This is a genomic window from Paenibacillus wuxiensis, assembly GCF_040195695.1.
GTDB classification, from domain to species: domain Bacteria; phylum Bacillota; class Bacilli; order Paenibacillales; family Paenibacillaceae; genus Paenibacillus_B; species Paenibacillus_B suaedae.
Genome location: NZ_JBEFZI010000023.1, coordinates 1 through 19,660, shown reverse-complemented (window position 1 = coordinate 19,660; position 19,660 = coordinate 1). Strand labels below are relative to the sequence as shown.

The 19,660-nt window shown below is 55.6% G+C and carries 5 protein-coding genes; all 5 read left to right on the top strand.

Annotated elements, in window-relative coordinates; genetic code table 11:
* Window positions 1-2,196, top strand: a 2,196-nt coding sequence (locus ABN764_RS29265; protein ID WP_446673842.1) for a condensation domain-containing protein, incomplete at its 5' end; no start/stop codon positions are given.
* A 378-nt stretch (window positions 2,197-2,574) separates the two neighbouring features.
* Window positions 2,575-5,883, top strand: coding sequence for a non-ribosomal peptide synthetase (locus ABN764_RS29260; protein ID WP_446673841.1), 3,309 nt, complete (start codon window positions 2,575-2,577; stop codon window positions 5,881-5,883).
* Window positions 5,873-7,699 (top strand): ABC transporter ATP-binding protein, encoded by a 1,827-nt coding sequence (locus ABN764_RS29255; protein WP_446673840.1) that lies wholly within the window; start codon window positions 5,873-5,875, stop codon window positions 7,697-7,699. Before ABN764_RS29260 ends, ABN764_RS29255 begins: the two co-directional genes overlap by 11 nt.
* Window positions 7,696-9,429, top strand: coding sequence for an ABC transporter ATP-binding protein (locus ABN764_RS29250; protein WP_446673839.1), 1,734 nt, complete (start codon window positions 7,696-7,698; stop codon window positions 9,427-9,429). The genes ABN764_RS29255 and ABN764_RS29250 overlap by 4 nt, the downstream gene beginning before the upstream one ends.
* Window positions 9,430-9,659: 230 nt before the next feature.
* The coding region (locus ABN764_RS29245; RefSeq protein ID WP_446673838.1) for a non-ribosomal peptide synthetase at window positions 9,660-19,660 on the top strand (10,001 nt) is incomplete at its 3' end.

Below are 19,660 nucleotides of genomic sequence, written 5' to 3'. Positions count from 1 at the left end.
GGCCATGTACCGATCGGCAAAGCGTGGCTGAATGCGAAATTCTACATCGTGGATGCGCAACTGAATCCGGTGCCGGTTGGGGTGCTGGGCGAGCTGGTCATCGGCGGAGTCGGCGTGGCTCGCGGGTACTTGAACCGTCCGGAGCTGACGGAAGAGAAGTTCGTAGACAGTCCGTTCGCCGCAGGCGAGCGGCTGTACCGCACGGGAGACTTGGCGCGGTGGATGGAGGACGGCAACGTGGACTTCATTGGCCGGATCGACAACCAGGCGAAAATCCGGGGCTACCGGATTGAGACGGGCGAGATCGAGTCGCAGCTGCTGCGGGTGGAAGGTGTCCGCGAAGCGGTGGTGCTGGTTCGAAGTGATGCGAACGGGCAGAAGGCGCTATGCGCGTATTACACGCCGGATACCGGAGCGGAGTTGGCAGTGAACGTTCTGCGCAGCGCGCTGGCGCAGGAGCTGCCGGGCTACATGATCCCGTCGTACTTCGTGGAGCTGGAGTGCCTGCCTCTAACGCCGAACGGAAAGATTGACCGGAAGGCGCTGCCGGCGCCGGAAGGGGAAGCGGGAAGCGGAACAGAGTACGTCACACCGCGCACTGAGTTGGAAACGAAGCTGGCGACGATTTGGCAGGAGGTGCTGGGGCTTGCGAAGGAGATAGGCGTTCACGACAACTTCTTCGACATCGGTGGTCACTCCCTGCGGGCAACGACGCTGGCAGGCAAAGTATTTAAGGAATTAAACGTCAACCTGCCGCTGCGCGACGTATTCCGTCACTCGACGATTGCAGCGATGGCTGAGGCGATCGCCCGAATGGAACGGCGGGAGCATGAGGGCATTCCTCAAGCGGAGGAGAGAGAGTATTACCCTCTGTCCTCCGCGCAGAAACGGCTGTTTATTCAGCACACGCTGGATGGAGCGGATCAGCTTTACAACATGCCGGAACTGGTGCAGGTGGAAGGCGAGTTTGATTTAGACCGGTTGGAAGCCGCCTTGCGGAAATTGATAACACGGCATGAATCGCTGCGCACCGGTTTTGAAATCGTGAAGGGGAAAGCGGTTCAGCGGATTTACCCGCAGGTCGATTTTGCTGTCGAGCATCATCGAGCGGATAAAGAGGATGCGGCTCAAATCGAGCAGATCGTCCGCAGCTTCGTTCGTCCATTTGATCTCGGCAAGCCGCCTCTGCTGCGCGCCGGGGTCATCGAGCTGGAGCCGAACCTGTATATTCTCATTTTCGACATGCACCATATGGTGTCCGACGGCGTATCAATGGCGATTGTGATCGATGAGTTCTCGAGTTTCTACGCTGGGGAAGAGCTGCCGTCACTGCGCATTCAATACAAGGATTATGTCGTTTGGCAGCAGTCGAAGGCCTACCGAGAACAGATCGGGCGGCAGGAAGCGTACTGGCTGCAAACCTTTAAAGGCGAGCTGCCAACGGCGAACCTGCCGATGGACTACAAACGGTCTGCGGCTCGCAGCTACGAAGGTGCACATCTGGAGTTTGACGTCGAAGCTTCTCTCTCTACACGGCTGCACGAATTGGCGGCAGAGCGTGAAAGCACGCTGTTCATGGTGCTGCTTGCGGCTTATACCGTGCTGCTGTCCAAATACAGCGGGCAGGAGGACTTGATCGTGGGCACCCCGGTGGCGGGAAGAACGAACGCCGATTTGGAACCGGTCATCGGAATGTTTGTCAATACACTGGCGATCCGCAATCGTCCGTCGGGCGACAAAACGTTTATGTCCTACCTGGAGGAAGTGAAGGAAACGGCTTTGGGTGCTTTCGAGAACCAGGATTATCCATTCGAGGAGCTCGTGGAACGTTTGAATGTGAAGAGGGAGCCGGGCCGCTTCCCGCTGTTCGATGCCGTTTTCGACCTGCAAAATATCGAAGAACGAGACGTCGAGCTGGAAGGGGTCAGCCTGAAGACTTACGAGCTTGACCATTTGGAAGAAGCGAAGTTCGATCTGATGCTGTTTATGTATGAAAACAACGGGGCGCTGAGCGGGGGCTTTTTCTACGCCACCAAGCTGTTCAAAGAAGCGACGATCCGTACCTTGACCGAGGATTACCTGCGGGTACTGTCACAAATTGTGGAAAATCCACAACTCGAGCTAAGCCGGATTGAATATCAAAAACCGTCGGCAGGCGCAAAAAGTGCCGTCGATACGATCGAATTCGCGTTCTAATCCTACAAGCGCGTGTTCAAAAAGGTCGGTTTTCAGCACCGAGAAAGTTGGATGAAGCTAGGGCCTGAGGAGCGGAGCGTACGTTTTGGGTACATGAGCACCTGAGATGTTTCCGCAGGAAACATACTTCGTAAGCATCTGCTTAGGCCCGGCTGAATTCAAGATTCGATGCCGAGTCCACTTCATGATTTACTTCGTGATCAAAAGCGAACTTTTTGAACAACCTCTATAAGCGCGCCTCCGACGTCAAGTGAAAGCGGCGCACATCCCAAGGAAGACGGCGAACAACGTCCAAGCCCGTAAACGCGCAGGCCGAAAGCAAGCTTTTTCGGACCTGCCCCAGGGCAAGGGGTTACTTCATTTTTAGGGGAGGTACGAATGAAATCTTTATTTGAAAAGGAAGAACGGTACTGGAGCGGCAAGTTTGACGCCGATGACAGCCTGAGCTTCCTTCCCTACAGTCAATCCCCCAAATTATCCACCGATGGGGAAGCTGCGGCCGAGCCGGGCTTGCTTCACCATACTCTGCCGAGCGAACTCTCGGAGAGAATCATTCGCCTCGCCAACGGTTCGGATTTGGCTATGTACATGATTGTTTTGGCAGGAGTAAAAAGCCTGCTGTTCAAATATACCGGGCAGAACCAAGTGCTGGTCGGCATGCCTTCTTATAGCGCAGACCCCGACGGGACTCCGCCGCCGCATGACATCTTGGTGATCAAGACGGCTATAAGCCGCCAGACTACGCTAAAAACGCTGCTCGGGGGCATCAAAGCTTCCATCGGCGAGGCGCTGGAGCATCAGCATCTGCCTTTTCCAAAAATGGTGGAGCCGCTCCATCTGGACTATACGGTGGACGGCCTCCCGGTCGTCAACACCGTCGCATCTTTCGCCCCGATTCATCCGGTACCGCTGGACAACCGGGTGGCGGCCGATACGGTTTTTCGCTTCGATCGCCAAAACCACTCCATCGAGCTGGAAATAAGCTTTGACGGGCAGCGGTACGAGCGGGCATTTGTGGAACAGGCGGCCGACCATCTTGTTCGGCTACTGTCCTTGCTATTATTTCAGCCGGATCTGGAGCTTGGACAAGCCGATGTGCTGTCCCCAGACGAGAGGGAGACGCTGCTGAAGCGATTTAATGACACCGAAACCGGGTACGAGCGGGGGAAAACGATTTATGGCTTGTTCGAAGAGCAGGCGGAGCTTTACCCGGACAACGTGGCCGCCGTCATGAACGAGCGGCAGCTGACCTACCGCGAGCTGAATGAGCGATCCAACCGCCTTGCGCGGAAGCTGCGGGAGAAGGGAGTAGAAGCGGATCAACTGGTAGCGATTCTGGCTGAACGCTCGCTCGATATGGTCGTCGGCATTCTAGCGATTCTTAAAGCGGGTGGAGCCTACGTGCCTGTCGATCCCGACTACCCGGAGGATCGCATCCGCTTCATGATCGAGGATTCGGGTGCGCCGTTATTGCTGATTCAAAAGCATCTGCACGAGAAGACCGACTTCGCAGGAACGCGCTTCGAATTGGATGATTTTGTTTGGGGCGACAGAGGGGCGGACTCCGAAGGTGCGCTGGACGCTTTGAACCTGGAGCCGATTTCCGGGCCGAGCAACCTGGCTTATGTCATCTACACGTCGGGAACCACCGGCAGACCGAAAGGAACGTTGATCGAGCATAAGAACGTCGTGCGCCTTCTGTTCAACGACAAGAACCTGTTCGACTTCGGTCCGTCCGACGCGTGGACGCTGTTCCACTCGTTCTGCTTCGATTTCTCCGTCTGGGAAATGTACGGAGCGCTGCTGTACGGAGGCAAGCTGGTCATCGTACCGCCGCTCACGGCGAAAAATCCGGCCGATTTTCTAGCGCTGCTGGGCCGCGAACAGGTAACGATTTTGAACCAGACGCCAACGTACTTCTACCAGCTGCTGCGTAAGGTCTTGGCGGACCATCCGTACGATCTGCGGATTCGCAACGTCATCTTCGGAGGCGAAGCGCTGAGTCCGCTGCTGCTCAAGGGCTTCAAGACGAAGTACCCGGAGACGAAGCTGATCAATATGTACGGCATTACCGAGACGACGGTTCACGTGACGTATAAGGAAATTACGTGGGTGGAAATGGAGGCGGCGAAGAGCAATATCGGCAAGCCGATCCCGACGCTGAAGGTGTACGTCCTTGATGAAAACCGCCGCCCAGTACCGATTGGCGTAGCGGGCGAAATGTACGTGGCCGGGGAAGGCCTTGCGAGAGGATACCTGAACCGTCCGGATCTGACGGCGGAGAAGTTCGTCGATTCCCCGTTTGCGGAGGGGGAGAAACTGTACCGCTCGGGCGACTTGGCAGCTTGGCTGCCGGACGGCAACATCGAATACCTGGGCCGGATCGACCACCAAGTGAAAATCCGCGGGTACCGGATCGAGCTGGACGAAATCGAGACACAGTTGCTGAAGATCGCCGCTGTGCAAGAAGCCAAGGTGCTCGACCGCGACGACGCGAATGGCCAAAAGCAACTTGTCGCTTACTACGTCGCGGAAACGAGGCTGGCGGCGCATGAACTCAAGGAGGAGCTCGCCAAGCAGCTTCCAGGGTATATGATTCCTTCTCACCTCGTGCAGCTTTCGCTGATGCCGCTGACCCCCAACGGGAAAATCGACCGCAAAGCGCTGCCTTCGCCGGAGGAAGCCGCGGCCGGAGGAGCGGAATATGTTGCGCCGAGAACGCTGCTCGAAATGAAGATCGCCCGCGTCTGGCAGGATACGCTTGGCGTTCCGCAGGTCGGCGTAAAGGATAACTTTTTTGAGTTGGGTGGCAATTCGTTAAGTCTGATGAGGCTCGTTCAAGCCGTTTACGATGAAACGGGCATTGAGATACCGCTGAACCGCCAATTCCATCATGTAACAGTTGAAGCCATGGCTTTCGGAGAGGGGGATCTGGGCCTGGATAAAGGGGGAGACTCCTTCATTAAGCTGAATATAGCAGGAGATTTGAACGTGTTCTGCTTCCCTCCGGGTAGCGGCTTCGGCATCGGTTACCGGGAGCTCGCAAGCAGGCTCGACGGCCGATTCTTGCTTTACGGCATTGATTTTATCGACGATGCCGCTGATTACGAGACCATGCTGAACCGTTATGTGGACGAGATCGTCCGCATCCAGCCCGAAGGACCTTACGTGCTGCTCGGCTACTGCTTCGGGGGCAACCTGATGTTCGAGGTAGCCAAAACGATGGAGAAAAGAGGGTATTCCGTAACGGACGTACTCATGGTGGACTCGTGGATTAAGGACACGCTGACGCCATCAGAAACGTCAGAGAAAGAGCTTGAAGAAATGGTTGCCGATTACGACGAAGAAGAGAAGGAATTAATGAGCAACCCGCTTGTGCGGGAGCGGGTTCATCAGAAGGTCAAAGCGACTTTGGCATACGAAGCGCAGCTTATTAACTCCGGCACGATCCCGGCCCGGATTTACGAATTGATTGCGAAGGACAGCGAAGCGTTCCGCTTGGAGCACCAATTGCCGTCCTGGCGGGGGGCAACGACGCACGCTTACGCCGATTACCGGCTGGAGGGCGCGCATGAGGAATTGCTGGAACTCGCCCGCGTGGACGAAACGGCCGTTGTCATCCGGGATATCTTAGAGCAAGTCAAGCGGCAGATCGAAGCGGAGGCCGGGGTACTGCATGGAAGCTGATCGACAGCCGTCCGTTCAAGAACAAGGCACAGCGGCGCCTTCCAAGCGCCAAACCGCTTACGCCACCTGGAAAGCGTTCCGCTGGCTGATGTCCTATGTAAGCCATCACAAAGGCTGGATGATCGTCGGTACCTCGTCCGCAATTGCCGCCGCCGTTATTGAGATATGGACGGGAAGTTTGATCGAGCAGCTGACCACCCAGGCCGAGAAGGGGGCGGGGCCTCTCGTTCTGCAAATCGTATACACGGTCTTTGTGGTCATCTTGATCGGTGTACCGACGAAGTTTTTCATGAGCTTCGGCGTGGAGCGAAGCAGCGCCTCTGCGGTGCAGGATATCCGCAACCATGTCATGCGTCATATCGGCAAACTCCCGGTCTCCTATTTGGAAAAGCAGCACTCGGGCGACGTGTTGTCGCGGATCAACAACGACCTGCAGCTTATCCAGCAGTTTATGATTCGGGATCTTGCCCAGTGGTTTTATCATCCGCTATTGTTCATCGGCTGTTTCGCTTATTTGATCTACCTTCAATGGGAGCTGATGCTGTCCAGCCTGCTGTTATTTCCCGTAGCGCTACTGGTTTCCCAATGGATCGGCAAGCAGTTGGAGCAGTTGACGGAGGAAGCCCAGGCAAACATGGGCCGAATGAACGTCAACCTCCAGGATACGCTTGGGGGTATGCCTATTGTAAAAAGCTACCTGCTATCCGGCATGTTATCTCGCTCCTACCAAGTGCTGCTGCAATTGACAGCCCAAAAAAAGCTGGCCGTGAAAAAGCGTGAAGCATGGGTCAACCCGCTGCTTTCCACGCTGATGATCAGCCCGATCATTTTCGCCGTCAGTTACGGAAGCTATTTGATCTACAACGGGCAGCTAGGCGCGGGAGAGCTGATCGCCTTCCTGTACTTGCTGAATCTGTGTCTGGAGCCTCTGGAGCATATACCCGAGCTCATCACGCGGACGTTCGAAATGGCCGGTGCCCTCAGAAGGGTCTCCGAAATCGTCGAGAAGCCGACCGAAACGGAAAATGGCCGTTCGCTGCCGAAAGCGAGTACCGCCCCCATCGAGTTTCAGAACGTAACCTTCGGGTATGAGGAGAGCTCCCCGGTCCTGCGGAATGTTAGCTTCACGGTGCCGGAAGGGAAGACGATCGCGCTTGTCGGAGCGAGCGGCGGAGGGAAGAGTACGGTGTTTAAACTTGTATGTGGCTTTTATCCGCTTCCGGAAGATCAGGGTGAGATCCGCGTGTTCGGCAGCCGGATCGACGGCGCCGATCCGGAGCAGCTTCGGTCACATTTTTCCGTAGTAACCCAGGATTCATATTTGTTTAGCGGCACGATCGCCGAAAATATCGGCTACGGGCGGGAAGAAGCGTCGATGGACGAGATTATAGAAGCCGCCAAAGCCGCTCAGGCGCATTCCTTCATTATGCAGCTTGAGGGTGGATACCAGACGTATGTCGGAGAACGTGGAGGCTTTTTGTCCGGCGGGCAGCGCCAGCGCATTGCAATGGCCCGGGCTTTTCTGAAGGATGCTCCCGTTCTGCTGCTGGACGAGCCAACGTCGGCTCTTGATCCGGAGTCGGAAAGCGCGGTTCAGAAAGCACTGGGCGTATTGATGAAGCAGAGAACGACGATGGTGATTGCCCACCGGCTTTCTACAGTACAAAATGCCGACGAAATTTGGGTCATGGAACAAGGAAATATTGTGGAAAAGGGCACTCATGAACAATTGCTGGAAATGAAGGGGCTATACGCCCAGTCGTACTACCAGGAATTTACCGAGTCTGCCGAACGCAGGGAGGTGGCGTACACATGAGAAAGGGCGGATGGCTCTCGCAAATGAAAGAACTTGGCTACTTGCTGACCTTTATGAACCGCAAGCGCAAAACCCAGTATGCCATTGGCCTGGCCGTAACGGCGCTCACCCAGACATTGTTCCTGATCGCTTTCAGTTTGATCGTACATAACTTGGTTGATTTCGCCGTGTCCCAAGATACGTCCCTGATGGTGGAAGCCTTTATTATTTTGGGCGCGGCCTTGTTCCTAGAAAATGTGATTTCTCCCTGGTTCATTTACTTATACCAGCGCAGTGTTGAGCTGACTGTGCTGAACATCCGCAAACGTCTTTATGACAAGTTGTGCCGGGTGCGGCCGAGATTCCTGGAGCAGACGCACCATGGGGACTTGCTGTCGCGGGTGAACAACGACGTAACGACCGTTGAGTTTACATTCTCGCAGGTTTACTTCGTTTTGCTGCTTCAAGTTGTTTTTTGCATCGGCTCCATTGTCTCTATGATGTTGATCGATTGGCGGTTTGCCGGCGTATCCTTCGTCATTCTGCTGCTGTCCTCCGTGGTTAGCCTGAAATTTGCACGGGATATTCGCGTCTTGTCCGAACAAGGCTTGCAAACGCTCGGTAAAATGACCGAAAAATTCAAAGATTTTATGGGCGGCATTCAAATTGTGAAGCTGTTCCGCATCCGCACGATTTACGGCCAGTACGAGGCGTTGAACGAACAAATGACGCAGACGCTTCGGCAAACCGCTCAGAAAAACGGCATGCAGGCTGCGGTGAACCATTTTATCAGCTACGTCACGTTCTGCGGCGTCATCGTCATCGGCAGTCTTCTTTATGCCTACGGACTGATGGGCATGGGAAGCGTCGCTACCCTGGCGGTTCTGCAAGTTAATCTGACGCACGCCTTGTTGGACTTGGGGATCGTTCTGTCGATGACCCAAAATTCGCTCGCGGGCGCTCACCGAATTCAAGAGGTACTAAGAGAGGAAGAGGAACCGGAGCGTTTGGGATCTCCTTACAGCGAGCTCGTCTCGGAGGCTGCGGTGGAGTTTTGCGATGTGGAATTTTCCTATCAGGCAAATAAAAAGGTGCTTGTTGACATGTCCATGCAGGTGTTTCCCGGCCAGGTCGCCGCTATCGTGGGGGCCAGCGGCAGCGGCAAAAGTACGTTGATTAAGCTGCTGCTCGGCTTTTATCCTGTGAACAGCGGAGAAATCCTGCTCCAAGGCAAACCGTTCGGCCATTACACACTGGATGAAATCCGCAGGCAGATTGCATACGTTCCGCAGGAACCGTTCTTATTTACCGGCACGATTGAGGAAAACATTCGCTACGGCAACCCGGATGCAACGGATGAGGAAGTAATTGAAGCGGCCAAAGCGGCGTACGCTCACCATTTCATTCAGGAACTTCCTGAACAGTATAAAACGTCGGTGGGAGAGAGGGGAGCGTCGTTGTCGGGCGGACAAAGGCAGCGAATTGCGATCGCCCGGGCAATTCTCAAAAACGCCCCGATTCTGCTGCTGGACGAAGCGACTTCTGCGCTGGATAACGAATCCCAGCATTGGGTACAGCAGGCCCTGAATGTATTGATGAAGGGGCGCACCACCATTCTGATCGCGCACCGTCTCAGCACTGTGGAACATGCGGATTTGATTACCGTCATGGACCAAGGGACTGTCGTCGAGCGGGGCTGCCATCAGGACCTGCTGGCGCTCGGGGGTTATTACGCCCGGCTGTACGGCTAGACCCGCTTTGTGGCGGGCGGTTTACGACTTGCGAATGCGACAGAGTCTTTTAGTAATCCAAGGTATGACTTTATAACTGGTTTTTCCCAGAGAACGTAGACACGAAAAAGGGGGAAGAGTCCGCAGAAGCCGTTCCGGGAATGGCCTGCGTGGTTCTTCTTAAGAGTGACTAAGTGAGATCTAGGTACAAAGCCTATCTATAAGAATCTCTAAAACGGGAGTGTGTCGATGTGAGAGAGAATACCAACGGGCAGTATGAACTTACGCAAGCCCAGCGCCGAATATGGTTCATGGAAATTATGAATCCGGGAACGTCCATCACGATGCTTTCCGCGACCTACCAGATTACGGGCCAGATCGACACACAGCTTCTGGAGCAAGCTGCGGCGGAGATCGTCAAAACCTATGACGCTTTTCGAATCCGCATTAGCGGAGATTTGCAAAATCCAACGCAGTGGTTCGAAGAGCCGGAGAATGTTCAAGCCAGGATAAGCCGCCTCGAAATAGGCACAACCGAACAATTCTATGCTTGGGTGAAAGAAGTAAGCGAAAAACCGGCCAGCGTGTTCGATGATCACCTCTACCAATTTACGATTATCCATTTTGCGAACGGCCAAGTATGGCTCAATTTGACGGTAAATCATATTATCGCCGACGGCTTGTCCGTCACTGCTTTACTGCATGCGGTGATGGAAAAATACCTGGAACTGCGCAAAGGCATCTCCAGCAGTTACCAGGCCCCTTCCTATCTGGATTATATTTCAGCGGAGCGTGAATATGAGCAATCGCAGCGTTATCAAAAAGGCAAGGAATACTGGCTGACGAAGTACAACACTTTGCCTGAAACAACCGGCATTAAATCGTATCCGCCATTCGCGATCGGCAGCGAATCCAATAAACGGGCCATCACTTTGGACGGTTCCCGGTATGAACGCATTCTGGCCTTTAGCGAACAATATCAGGTCAGCTTATATACGTTATTTCTGTCCGTCATGTATGCCTTGCTATACAAGTTGACCGACAGCACCGATGTTCCGGTCGGCACGGTGTTCGCCAATCGCACCAGCAAGAAGGAAAAAGAAACGATCGGCATGTTCGTCAGCACCGTGGCTACGCGGATTCATCTGAATCCAGACGGGGACGTGCTTTCCTTGATCCAAGCGGTTTCCAAGGAGAATACGGCGGATCTGCGGTATCAGAAATACCCTTATAACCAATTGATCCAGGATTTACGCGAACAACACGGCCGCAACGATCTTTCGGGACTGTTCCGCACGTCTTTGGAATATCTGCCTTTGAAAATTGTGGAGTACGAAGAAATCAAGGTACGCCTGGAGGCTCACTTCGCTAAACACGAGATGGATGATCTGCTGCTGCGCTTCGACCATATGCTGACTGAAGGTCATGTCATTCTCCATGCTTCCTATCGTACCGGCCTGTTCGAGACGGCCGAGATTGATCGGATTATGGAACAGTATGTAACCGTTCTGGACCAGTTCCTTCAGACTCCAGAACTGCCGGTACACGAGATTTCTCTGCTGAGCGATGAGGAGAGACACCGCATTCTGGGCGTTTTTAACCCGCCGGTGTCAGGGCTGAGCGAGTGGGAAGCATTTCATCGGTATGTTGAAAAGTTTGCACGGGAAATTCCGGATCATCCGGCAGTCGTCTACATGGACAAGCAGCTGACCTACGGCGAATTGAACGAACGCGCCGAGCGGCTGGCTTCTCTCCTTCGCGAACAGGGCGTGGGAATGGAGACGATTACGGGGATCTGGGCGGAGCGTTCGGTGGAACTGCTGGTCGGGGTGCTCGCCGTTTGGAAAGCCGGCGGAGCCTATGTACCGCTGGATCCCGATTATCCGGCGGAGAGGATTGAATACATGCTCAGCGATAGCGGTGCATCGGTGCTGCTTACGCAGCGTCATCTGTTGGAGCGGGCCGGAGGTTGGTTGGCCGATGACCGGCTGAAACTTCAAGCTGTCTATGCCATGGACGATGAACAGATTTATAACAGGGATGCCTTAGCCGTGGAATTTGAATCTGCCGATAGTGCCCCGCAAGACTTGGCTTATGTGATTTACACCTCGGGTACGACGGGACGCCCGAAAGGCGTCATGATCGAACACGGTAGTCTCGTGAATACGGCGGATGCGTACCGTCGCGAGTATCGATTGGATCAGTTCCCGGTGCGGCTGCTGCAGCTGGCTAGCTTCTCGTTTGACGTATTCGTCGGAGACATTGCGCGGACGCTGTATAACGGAGGCACGATGGTGATTGTGCCGAAGGATGACCGGATTGACCCGAACCGCTTATACGGTTGGATTCGGGACCAAAACATTACGGTATTCGAATCGACACCTGCGCTAATCCTGCCATTCATGCAGCATATTTATGAAGAAGGGCTGGACGTTAGCTCCATGCAGTTGCTGATTACCAGCTCGGATGCTTGCAGTGTCACCGATTACCGATTGCTGCAGGAAAGATTCGGCGGACAATTCCGCATCATCAATAGCTATGGCGTTACCGAAGCGGCCATTGACAGCAGTTTTTACAGTGAGCCGCTGGATAAGCTGCCGCAGTCGGGTCATGTGCCGATCGGCAAAGCTTGGCTGAACGCCCGGTTTTACATTGTCGATGCCGCGTTAAATCCGGTTCCTGTAGGGGTTCCGGGCGAGCTTGTCATCGGCGGCGCCGGGGTGGCGCGCGGGTACTGGAACCGTCCGAACCTAACCGCCGAGAAATTTGCGGACAGCCCGTTTGTGCCGGGCGAACGTCTGTACCGGACAGGCGATTTGGCCCGCTGGCTGGAAGACGGCAACGTCGACTTCATCGGCCGGATCGACTATCAGGTGAAAATTCGCGGGTTCCGGATCGAACTCGGCGAAATTGAAACGGCCCTGCTGCGTTTCCCGGGCGTCAAGCAGGCTGTGGTGACCGACCGTACGGATGAGCAGGGGCAAAAGTATTTGTGCGGCTACGTGGCGGCGGATACTTCCTTGCAGCTGAGCGATCTGCTATCCCAATTGAAGCAAGAGCTGCCGGCTCATATGGTCCCGGCCCGGCTGGTGTCTCTTGATAAGCTTCCACTTACTCCGAACGGCAAAATTGACCGTAAAGCGCTGCCTGAACCGGCCGGAGAGGTAGAAGCAGGCCGTGAGTATGTGGCTCCTCGCACAACGCTGGAAACAAGACTTGCTCTCATGTGGCAGCAGGTGCTGGGTATTGCGCGAGTTGGAGTCCAAGACGATTTCTTTGACTTGGGTGGTCATTCCTTGCGGGCCTCCACAATGGTTTCCAAGATTAGGAAAGAGCTGCAAGTCGAGGTTCCGCTGCGGGACGTTTTCCGCTACACCACGATCGAACAGCTGGCCCAAAGAATCGGCGGTTTAAAGAAGCAGGAGGCGTATGAGATTACAAAGGCAACTGAGGCCGAGTACTATCCGGTTTCATCCGAGCAAAAGCGTCTGTACGTCCTGCGCCAGCTTGACGGGGCCGAGCGAAGCTACAATATGTCGGCGGCGCTTCTTCTTGAAGGCAAGCTGGATCGCCTGCGCGTCGAGCACGCGTTCCGGGCTCTGATTCAGCGCCATGAGACGCTGCGTACCGGGATCGAGCAGGTTCAAGGCGAGCTTGTGCAGCGCATCTATGAAGAGGCGGAGTTTTCTGTTGATTATTTCCAGGCGAGCGAGCGGGAAGTGGACCAAGTGGTGGAAGCTTACTATCGCCCGTTTAATCTGACCAAGCCGCCACTTCTCCGCATCGGCCTGATCGAAGTCACCGAGGATCGCCACATTCTGCTGTTTGATATGCACCATATCGTCTCGGACGGCATTTCGACAGCGCTGCTCTTCGATGAGTTCAGCCGCCTGTATCGGGGCGAGGAGCTGGCCCCGCTGCGCATTCAATACAAAGATTATGCCGTTTGGCAGCATTCCGAAGCTTACGCGCAGCTGCTCCAGCTGCAGAAGGAGTACTGGCTGGAGCAGCTGTCAGGTGAGCTGCCGGTCTTGGAGCTGCCGACGGACTTCCCGCGGCCAGCGGTGCAAAGCTTTGACGGCCGGACCGTGAAGTTTTATATCGGGAAAGAGCGGACGGAGAAGCTGAAGGAGCTGGCGGCACGGACGGGGACGACCCTGTACATGGTGCTGCTGTCGGCTTACTCCATCCTTATGCATAAATATTCGGGCCAGGAAGATCTGATCGTGGGAACGCCGATTGCCGGAAGAACGCAGGATGAAGTGCAGCCAATCGTAGGGATGTTTATCAACACGCTGGCCATTCGCAGCCGTCCGGAACGTTCCAAGCCGTACTTTTCGTACCTGGAAGAAATCAAGGACATCACGCTCGGGGCTTTCGAACACCAAAATTATTTGTTCGAAGACTTGGTGGAAAGTCTTCACATTCCGCGCGCGACCGGCCGGAATCCGCTCTTTGATACATTCTTCTCCCTGCAAAATACGGAGAACGAGCAAATTGTCATTGAGGGGCTGGAGCAATCGTTTTATCCGCTGGAAAACCAAACATCCAAGTTCGAGCTGCTCCTGGATATTTCGGAGATGGACGGTCAGCTCGAATGCCGGTTGGAGTACGCTACGGCTTTGTATAAACAGGAGACCGTGGAACGGTTCGCCAAACATTATGACAAGCTGTTAGAAACCATCGAAGCAGCGCCGGACGGGGATATTGCCTCGCTGGAAATGCTCACGGAGGAGGAAGTCCGCGAGCTGGTGCGCGGTTTCAACGATTCGGAGGCGGACTACCCGCGGCAGCAGACGATTCACGGCTTGTTCGAAGAGCAGGCGGAGCTTTACCCGGACTACGTGGCCGCCGTCATGAACGAGCGGCAGTTGACCTACCGCGAGCTGAATGAGCGAGCCAACCGCCTTGCGCGGAAGCTGCGGGAGACGGGAGTAGAAGCGGACCAACTGGTAGCGATTCTGGCCGAACGCTCGCTCGATATGGTCGTCGGCATTCTGGCGATTCTTAAAGCGGGCGGAGCCTACGTGCCTGTCGATCCCGACTACCCGGAGGAGCGCATCCGCTTCATGATCGAGGATTCGGGCGCGTCGTTATTGCTGATTCAAAAGCATCTGCACGAGAAGACCGACTTCGCAGGAACGCGCCTCGATTTGGACGATTTCGTTTGGGGTGACAGAGGGGCGGACTCCGAAGGTGCGCTGGACACTTTGAACCTGGAGCCGATTTCCGGGCCGAGCAACCTGGCTTATGTCATCTACACGTCGGGAACGACCGGCAGACCGAAAGGAACGCTGATCGAGCATAAGAACGTCGTGCGCCTTCTGTTCAACGACAAGAACCTGTTCGATTTCGGTCCGTCCGACACGTGGACGCTGTTCCACTCGTTCTGCTTCGATTTCTCCGTCTGGGAAATGTACGGAGCGCTGCTGTACGGAGGCAAACTGGTCATCGTACCGCCGCTCACGGCGAAAAATCCGGCCGATTTTCTGGCGCTGCTGGGCCGCGAACAGGTCACGATTTTGAACCAGACACCAACGTACTTCTACCAGCTGCTGCGTAAGGTCTTGGCGGACCATCCGTACGATCTACGGATTCGCAACGTCATCTTCGGGGGCGAAGCGTTGAGTCCGCTGCTGCTCAAGGGCTTCAAGACGAAGTACCCGGAGACGAAGCTGATCAATATGTACGGTATTACCGAGACGACGGTTCACGTGACGTATAAGGAAATTACGTGGGTCGAAATGGAGGCGGCGAAGAGCAATATCGGCAAGCCGATCCCAACGCTGAGTGTGTACATCCTTGATGAAAACCGTCGTCCTGTGCCGATCGGCGTAGCGGGCGAAATGTATGTGGCCGGGGAAGGCCTTGCGAGAGGATACCTGAACCGTCCGGATCTGACGGCGGAGAAGTTTGTCAATTCCCCGTTTGCGGAGGGGGAGAAACTGTACCGCTCGGGCGACTTGGCGGCTTGGCTGCCGGACGGCAACATCGAATACCTCGGCCGGATTGACCACCAGGTGAAAATCCGCGGCTACCGGATCGAGCTGGACGAAATCGAGACGCAGCTTCTGAACGTTGAGGGCGTCGAAGAAGCGGTGGTGCTTGCCCGTCAGGACGGTGGGGGCGAGAAGGCGCTTGTCGCCTACTTTGTGGTGGACCGGACACTGACGGTCAGTGAAATGAGAACCTCACTGGCCAAGGAAATGCCGGGGTACATGATCCCGTCGTACTTCGTGCAACTGGAGCGTATGCCGCTGACGTCCAACGGCAAAGTGGATCGCAAAGCGCTGCCGGAGCCGCAAGGCGGCTTACAAACGGGCGTCGAATTTGTAGCGCCGCGTAACCGGACTGAGTCCCAGCTTGTGAAGATCTGGGAGGAAGTGCTGGGCTACTCCGGCATTGGAGTCCTGGACAATTTCTTCGAGCTTGGAGGCCACTCCTTACGGGCGACGAACCTTGTCAGCAAGATTCGGAAGGAAATGAACGTCGAACTTCCGCTGCGCGATGTGTTCCGCTATATGACGGTAGAGTCGATGGCCGGGGCTATTGCCAGCTTGGAAGAAACACGGCACAGCTCGATTCCGAAAGCAGAAGAAAAAGCGTACTATCCGGTTTCCTCCGCGCAAAAAAGGCTATACGTCCTGCACCAGTTGGATGGCTCGGAGCTAAATTACAACCTCCCAAGTGTCTTACAATTGGAAGGGGCTTTGAACGAGGCCAAAGTGGAAAAGGCGCTGACTACTTTAGTGGCCCGGCACGATATGCTGCGCACCGGTTTTGAAATTGTGAATGGGGAGCCGGTTCAGCGTATTCATCCACGTGTAGCTTTCAAGGTCGAGAAGCTTCAAGCAAGTGAAGATCAGGCTGCGGCCATTCTTGAAGGCTTCATTCAGCCTTTTGACTTGACCCAGCCGCCTTTGCTGCGTGCCCTGCTGATCGAACTGGAGAAAGAGAAATTCCTGCTTGCACTGGATATTCATCATATTGGTTCCGATGGCCTTTCCATGGACGTGCTGCTGCATGAATTCGTGCGGCTTTACAATGGGGAAGAATTGCCGGAGCTGCGGATTCAATACAAGGATTACGCCGTTTGGCAGCAATCCGAGGAACAGCGCCAGCGTATCAAACAGCAGGAGGAATACTGGCGAGGGGTATTCAACTCCGAGCTTCCGGTTCTTGAGTTGCCTCTCGACTTCTCCCGCCCGGCCGTCCAGCAGTTTGACGGTCGAACGCTCACGTTTACGCTGGATGCAGAGAAAAGCGAAGCTCTCAAACGGCTTGCCGGCGATTCGGGGGCGACACTGTATATGCTTCTGCTGGCTGCATACTCCGTATTGCTTCATAAATACGCGGGACAGGAAGATATCGTGGTCGGCACTCCGATTGCCGCCCGTTCTCACGCCGACCTGCAGCCGATTATCGGCATGTTCGTCAATACGCTGGCCCTTCGCTTGGGTCCGACGGCGGAGCAGACGTTCCTGGATTACTTGCAGGAAGTGAAGGAAACGACGCTTGGAGCCTACGAGCACCAGGACTATCCGTTTGAGGAGCTGGTGGAAGCTCTTCAGGTGAGCCGGGATTTAAGCCGGAATCCGCTGTTTGACACCATGTTTTCTTTGCAAAAGCACGAAAGCTTGGATTTAACCCTGGAAGGCTTGCAATGGTCGCTGTTCGACATTGAGGAAAAGACGGCAAAGTTTGATCTTAGCTTTGATATCGTGGAAGCCGATAACGAGCTGGTTTGCAAGATCGAGTACGCTACCTCGTTGTTTAGACAGGAAACGATGGTACGGCTGGCGGGTCATTACGAGCAGCTTTTGGCGTCGATCCTGGCTCAGCCGGGTGCGCGGATTTCGGATTTAGATATATTGACGGACAGCGAAAAGCATAATTTGCTGGTCGGGTTTGACGTGTCGTCTTCGGCTCTTGCGAAGCAATCCACTGCAGAGGGTACAGGTTTGGAGGCGGATGAGTCGTGGAGAGAGAGGACGTTCCACGAGCTGTTCGAGGAGCAGGCGGAGCGCACTCCGGGAGCGCTGGCGGTTGTCTACGAAGACAGCAAGCTGACGTATGCGGAGCTTAACGCCAAAGCGAATCGTCTGGCGTATGCACTGCGGGCGCGCGGGGTGAAGCCGGAGCAGGTGGTCGGCATTCTGGCCGGCCGTTCGGCGGAGCTGTTGATCGGGGTGCTCGCCGTATGGAAAGCGGGCGGCGCTTATGTGCCACTTGATCCGGACTATCCGGCGGAGCGGATCGAGTATATGCTCACGGACAGCGGGGCGTCGGTTCTGCTCACGCAGACCCGCCTGCTGGAGCAGGCGGAAGTTTGGCGCAGCGACGAAGCTCTAGCACTGCAAACGGTGCTTGCACTTGACGACGCTGCGACGTACAGTCTCAGAGCGGTGGAAGTGGCTGTGGGCTTACAAGCTTTGGGCGAAGCAGGCGCAGAGGCGGAGGCTTTGGCGCAAGCGGAAACGGCTTCTGCCGAAACGTCCGCCACGGCAGAAGCCGAGCAGAACGTACTGGCGTCGGATCTCGCATCGAATCCGGCGAATGTGAACAAGCCGCGCGATTTGGCTTACGTCATCTACACCTCCGGTACGACTGGCCGTCCGAAGGGCGTGGCGGTGGAACACCGCAGCCTGGTGAACACGGCGACGGGCTACCGGCGGGACTACCGCCTGGATCAGTTCCCGATCCGGCTGCTGCAACTCGCCAGCTTCTCGTTCGACGTGTTCGTCGGCGACATTGCGCGGACGCTCTACAACGGTGGCACAATGGTCATCGTGCCGAAGGAAGACCGGATTGATCCAACCCGCCTCTACGGCTGGATTCGCGACTACGCCGTGACGGTGTTCGAATCGACTCCGGCGCTGATCGTGCCGTTCATGGAGCATGTGTATGCCGAGGGTCTGGATCTCAGCTCGATGCAGTTGCTGCTCACAAGCTCGGATGCGTGCAGCGTAGCGGATTACCGCATCTTGCAGGAGCGCTTCGGCTCGCAGTTCCGTATTATTAACAGCTACGGCGTAACGGAAGCGGCGATTGACTCCAGCTTCTATGACGAGCCGCTGGAGAAGCTGCCGAAGACGGGCAGCGTGCCGATCGGGAAAGCGTGGCTGAACGCCAAGTTCTACATCGTGGATGCGAGTCTGAAGCCGGTGCCGATCGGGGTGTTGGGCGAGCTGGTTATCGGCGGAGCGGGTGTGGCCCGCGGTTACTTGAACCGCCCGGATTTGACGGCGGAGAAATTCGTAGACAGCCCGTTCGCTGCAGGGGAGCGGTTGTACCGGACGGGCGACCTGGCGCGCTGGATGCCGGACGGCAACGTGGACTTCATCGGCCGGATCGACAACCAGGTAAAAATTCGCGGCTATCGGATTGAGACGGGCGAAGTCGAAGCGAAGATGCTGAGTGTAGGTGGCGTGAAGGAAGCGGTCGTTGTCGTCAGGGAAGATCAAGAAGGTCACAAAGCTTTGTGCGCTTATTATACAGCGGAAGAAGGCTTGACGGCGGCAGACCTGAAGCGTGCGATTTCCAGCGAGCTGCCGGGGTACATGATCCCGTCGTACTTTATGGAGCTAGAGTGCCTGCCTCTGACGCCGAACGGGAAAATCGATCGGAAGGCGCTGCCGGCGCCGGAAGGGGGAGCAAGCGCAGGCCGCGAATACGTGGCGCCGCGCACCGAACTGGAGGCGAAGCTGGCCGCCATTTGGCAGGATGTGCTTGTTCGGGAGAAGGCGGTAGGCATAACGGACAACTTCTTTGACCTCGGCGGACACTCCCTGCGGGCGACGACGCTTGTCAGCAAAATGCATAAGGAGCTAGGCGTTGAATTCCCGCTTCGCGACGTATTCCGCTACTCGACGGTTGAGGAAATGGCCGCGGCTATGGAGCGGCTGGAGATCGGATCGTTCACGGCTATTCCGGCTGCGGAACCTAGCGAGTATTATCCGCTCTCTTCCGCTCAGAAACGTCTCTATATCTTGAACCAGCTGGAAGGAGCCGAGCTTAGCTACAACATACCAGGAGCTATGCTGCTCGAAGGGGAGCTCGACTGGCAGCGGTTTGAAGAAGCGTTCTGCGGGCTCGTAGCTCGTCATGAAACGCTGCGTACTGGTTTTGAGATGGTAAAAGGCGAAGCGGTTCAGCGGATTTACGAAGAAGCCGCTTTCCAGGTGGAATATGTGCAGATTAGCGGGGAGCAGGCGGAAGAAACGGTGCGCCAATTCGTTCGTCCGTTTGATCT